The organism is Natrinema soli, assembly GCF_028618695.1.
In genome coordinates, this window is the sequence record NZ_JAQIVI010000813.1 from 1 (window position 1) to 3,628 (window position 3,628).

Here is a 3,628-nt window from a genome sequence, read left to right on the forward strand (position 1 = left end):
TCCACATCGCGGGCGCGGACGCGGTCTACAGCATCGGCGGCGCGCAGGCGATCGCGGGGTTGGCTTACGGGACCGAGACGATCACTCGCGTCCAGAAGATCGTCGGCCCCGGCAACAAGTGGGTGACGGCGGCGAAGGCCGAAGTCCGGGGCGACGTGGAGATCGACTTCCTCGCGGGACCGAGCGAAGTGGTCGTGGTGGCCGACGAGACTGGAGACCCCGAACTCGTCGCCGCGGAACTCGTCGCCCAGGCCGAGCACGACTCCAACGCCTCGGTCGTGGCCGTCACCGACGACGAGGACACCGCCGACGCCGTGGCCGCGGCCGTCGATGACCAGATAAACGCGCGCGAGCGCGAGGCTGTGATTCGGGAAGGGCTCGCGAACGACGCGAGCGGGATCCTCCACGCCCGGTCGATGAGCGAGGCGATCCTCTTTACCGAGGCGTACGCACCCGAGCACCTCTCGATCATCGCCGACGACGACGAGTCGATCCTCGAGCGGATCGAGAGCGCGGGGAGCGTCTTCCTCGGGCCGAACACGCCCGTCGCGGCCGGCGACTACGCCAGCGGCACGAACCACGTCCTGCCGACCAACGGCGGCGCGCGAGTCACCGGCGGTCTCTCCGTGGAGACGTTCCTCCGGTCGACGACGGTCCAGCGACTCTCCAGGGAGGGGCTCGCCGAACTGGGCGGAACGATCGCGACGCTCGCGGACGCCGAGGGGCTCGAGGCCCACGCCGAGAGCGTTCGAACTCGACTCGACGAGGAGACGGATTAGTAGAGATCGATGAAATACTGCCGATCGATGGTGTTTCAATTCGCTTAACTGAAAACTGGTTTTACGTAGCTGGAGAACGAAGGGGAAGTGAGATGGAACCGCGTGTCGATCCGACGGACAGGCGCGTCCTCGAGCGCAACTACGATTACGCACAGAAGAACGTGCGGCTCCTCTCGATGTGGTACGACTGCGATCTCGAACGGATGCTCGAGCTCCTGGCGGAACACGACATCGAGCTCTCGCGCAACGACAAACGACAGTTCGGCACCTATTATCGTTCGTTCCGGCGGCGTTCGAACTGGTGAGCGAACGCGAGAAAACGAGGACCGCACCCGCTCGAGGGGAGACGGAACCCGATTCGGCTCGTCCGGACGGAATGGCGTCACAGTTAACATCGTTGCGCCGGAATGGTTGGGTATGAGCACGGACAGTATGGACGGTGGGGAGGCGAACACGCGCCCCGAGATCGAAGTGACCGAGAACGCGGCCGAACAGGCCCTCTCCCTGCTCGAGGGCGAGGATCTCGACGTGGCCGAAGCCGGCCTCCGGCTGTTCGTCCAGCAGGGCGGCTGCGCTGGTCTCTCCTACGGGATGCGGTTCGACGACGCACCGGACGACGACGACACGATTTACGAGCACCACGAACTGCGCGTGTTCGTCGATCCGGCGAGCCTGAAGTACATCGAGGGCAGCATCCTCGACTACGAGGACGGACTGCAGGCCGAAGGGTTCCACGTGGACAATCCGAACGTCGTCAGCGAGTGCGGCTGTGGCGAGTCGTTCCGAACGTAATCGATCGCTCGGACAGCGGTTTCCGCCGTCCTCCCGTCCGCCGTTCTGACCAGTCGACCGAAAGCCGACAGCGGCGGGAGTAGAGCGTGTGGAACTCGAGCGGCAAAAAACGGGAGCGGCTCGAGACTCGAGACGGGGCTTACTCCTCGAGTTCGAAGGCGACGGTGACTTCGGCCTGATACTCACGGTCGTCGGCGCTGGCGACCTCGACGCCCAGTTCGTCGACCTCGATCCACTGAACGTTTTGCAGTGTCGCTTCCGCGCGGTCGATAGCGTCGTCTGCTGCGGCGTCGAAGCTCTCGGGACTGGTACCGATGAGCGTAATTTTCTTGAAGACCATCGCCTCGTCCCCTACGACCTATACCGACGTAAAACTGCTGTCGGTTTCGTGCGGAGAGCGTGCTGGTACCGGCGACCGCGGACGAATCACTCCGTCCGCGAATCGAGGCGCTCGCGGATCGCACCGGAGACGTCGGTGAGGTAGGCACCGCCCCACAGCGCGACGACGAGCGCGCCGATCGAGTTGAAGACGAAATCGAGCATCGTGTCCTCGAGCCCGTACTGCGTGAGCACGGCTTTGATGCCGAGTGCGTTGGCCGAGAGCGCGATCACGAACTCGAGGATCTCCCAGAGAACGCCGAACGCCAGGACGAACAGCAGAATGAACACGGCGACGAATCGCTGCGGGAAGTGAATCCCGTCGGCGTGCTCGTGGAGCGCGCGAACGGTGGCGTAGCCCGCGCCGGCGACCAGCGACGCTGACAACGCGTGGGTCATATGGTCCCACCACCAGATCTGGCTGTAGAGCGTACGGGTGGCTCCCGGAAGCCCGACGGCACCGAACGCGTGGAGGAAGACGGCGGTCGTGATCCACAGCGTGAGTCGCGGATCCATCGGAATCTCGTAGTCGCGCTCGAGCAGCGGTGGGAGCTGGGTCACGGCCAGCGCCACGCCGGTGTTGATGACGATCCCACCGTTGCCCCGCTCGATCCCGACGAACAGCATGCCGATCAGCCCGATCTCCATGAGATAGGTGAGCTGCCGCTGGCGATGCTGGGACGGCAACCAGCGCCTGAGATTACGCATCATCTACCTCCGCGACCCCGCGGGCGTTCTCGGGGAAGCGCCGCTCCGGCCGGGCGAGACGTCTGAAGTAGAGTTCGAAGACGGCGCCCGCGCCGAGACCAGATACGGCGGAGTAGACGAACTCCCACATCACTGCATCGTGGTCGGCGGTAAACGGGATTCCCAGCGTCTGCGATGCAGTCCACCTGAGCACCGCCCAGAGACCCGCGGCGGCCATCGTGGTGACGACGACGAAGACGACGGCGAAGCCGGGCGTCATCCGAACGGATGTAAAGATCTGGAGTTCAACGGCGAGGACGAGCGCGATGGCCGCGACGGAGAGGTACGCGGCGAAGTGACCCGTCAGCCGATCCGCGTCGATTGCCATTCCGAGGACCGGCACTGCGGCGAGCAACAACACCTCCCAGGGGAGCATGACGTGCGACGATCGGAAGGAAACCGGCGGGAACAGTGCCAGAGTCACGAGCGTCGCCGCGAACGTCGCCCACAGGAACCCGCCGGTCACCAGTTCGCTGACGCCGACGATCGCGATCGCCGCGACCAACGCCCACGCGATCGCCGCGTTAGTTCGCCCGTCCGCGATCAATCCCTCGAGTGAAGTCTGAGACACACTGACTCGTATTAAGCGTTCTCACAAAAACATATGCTGTCATTGATTGAAATGACGACGGAACGAGAGCAGCGAGTCTTCAACGAGCCGTTCTTCACATCGGTACGACGAACACGTAGACGATCGCGTACGCGGCCAGTGCGAGCGCCACGGCTGTCAGTGCCGTGAGCGCACCCTCGAGGACCGCATCCGAAGACGGGAGTCGGCGATAGGTCGCGCGCGGGAACGTCAGCGACGGGGTGTCCCGAACGACGCCACAGAGGAGGCCGACGCCGAGGATGGAGAAGACGAAGTGATAGGACACCTCGAGGGTCGGCGGCGTCACCGCGAGCGCGGCGACGCCGTACGCCGCGCCCACCCC

At 64.7% G+C, this 3,628-nt stretch carries 6 protein-coding genes and 1 pseudogene; 3 read left to right on the forward strand and 4 right to left on the reverse strand.

The window, feature by feature from the left end; translation table 11 throughout:
• The 3 genes from hisD to PGX04_RS33150 form a co-directional block, all read left to right on the forward strand.
• Positions 1–779, forward strand: a 779-nt coding sequence (hisD, locus tag PGX04_RS33140; protein ID WP_273742360.1) for a histidinol dehydrogenase, incomplete at its 5' end; no start/stop codon positions are given.
• 92 nt (positions 780–871) lie between these two features.
• Positions 872–1,084, forward strand: a complete 213-nt coding sequence (locus tag PGX04_RS33145; RefSeq protein ID WP_273742361.1) for a hypothetical protein — start codon at positions 872–874, stop codon at positions 1,082–1,084.
• Between the two features lie 112 nt (positions 1,085–1,196).
• Positions 1,197–1,571, forward strand: a complete 375-nt coding sequence (locus PGX04_RS33150; RefSeq protein ID WP_273742362.1) for a HesB/IscA family protein — start codon at positions 1,197–1,199, stop codon at positions 1,569–1,571.
• A 139-nt stretch (positions 1,572–1,710) separates the two neighbouring features.
• Here PGX04_RS33150 and PGX04_RS33155 read toward each other — a convergent pair whose 3' ends face one another.
• The 4 genes and pseudogenes from PGX04_RS33155 to PGX04_RS33170 all read right to left on the reverse strand — a co-directional run.
• Entirely contained in the window at positions 1,711–1,911 is a 201-nt protein-coding gene (locus PGX04_RS33155; RefSeq protein ID WP_006180927.1) for a dodecin, read from the reverse strand.
• Between the two features lie 86 nt (positions 1,912–1,997).
• Positions 1,998–2,657 carry a DUF2238 domain-containing protein gene (locus PGX04_RS33160; RefSeq protein WP_273742363.1) on the reverse strand — a complete coding sequence of 220 codons (660 nt, stop codon included), beginning with the start codon at positions 2,655–2,657 and terminating at the stop codon, positions 1,998–2,000.
• The gene (locus tag PGX04_RS33165) at positions 2,650–3,267 is read right to left on the reverse strand and encodes a hypothetical protein (protein ID WP_273742364.1); all 618 of its coding nucleotides are present in this window, start codon (positions 3,265–3,267) and stop codon (positions 2,650–2,652) included. The genes PGX04_RS33160 and PGX04_RS33165 overlap by 8 nt, the downstream gene beginning before the upstream one ends.
• Before the next feature lie 94 nt (positions 3,268–3,361).
• Positions 3,362–3,628: pseudogene (locus PGX04_RS33170) on the reverse strand (metal-dependent hydrolase); the annotation flags it as partial.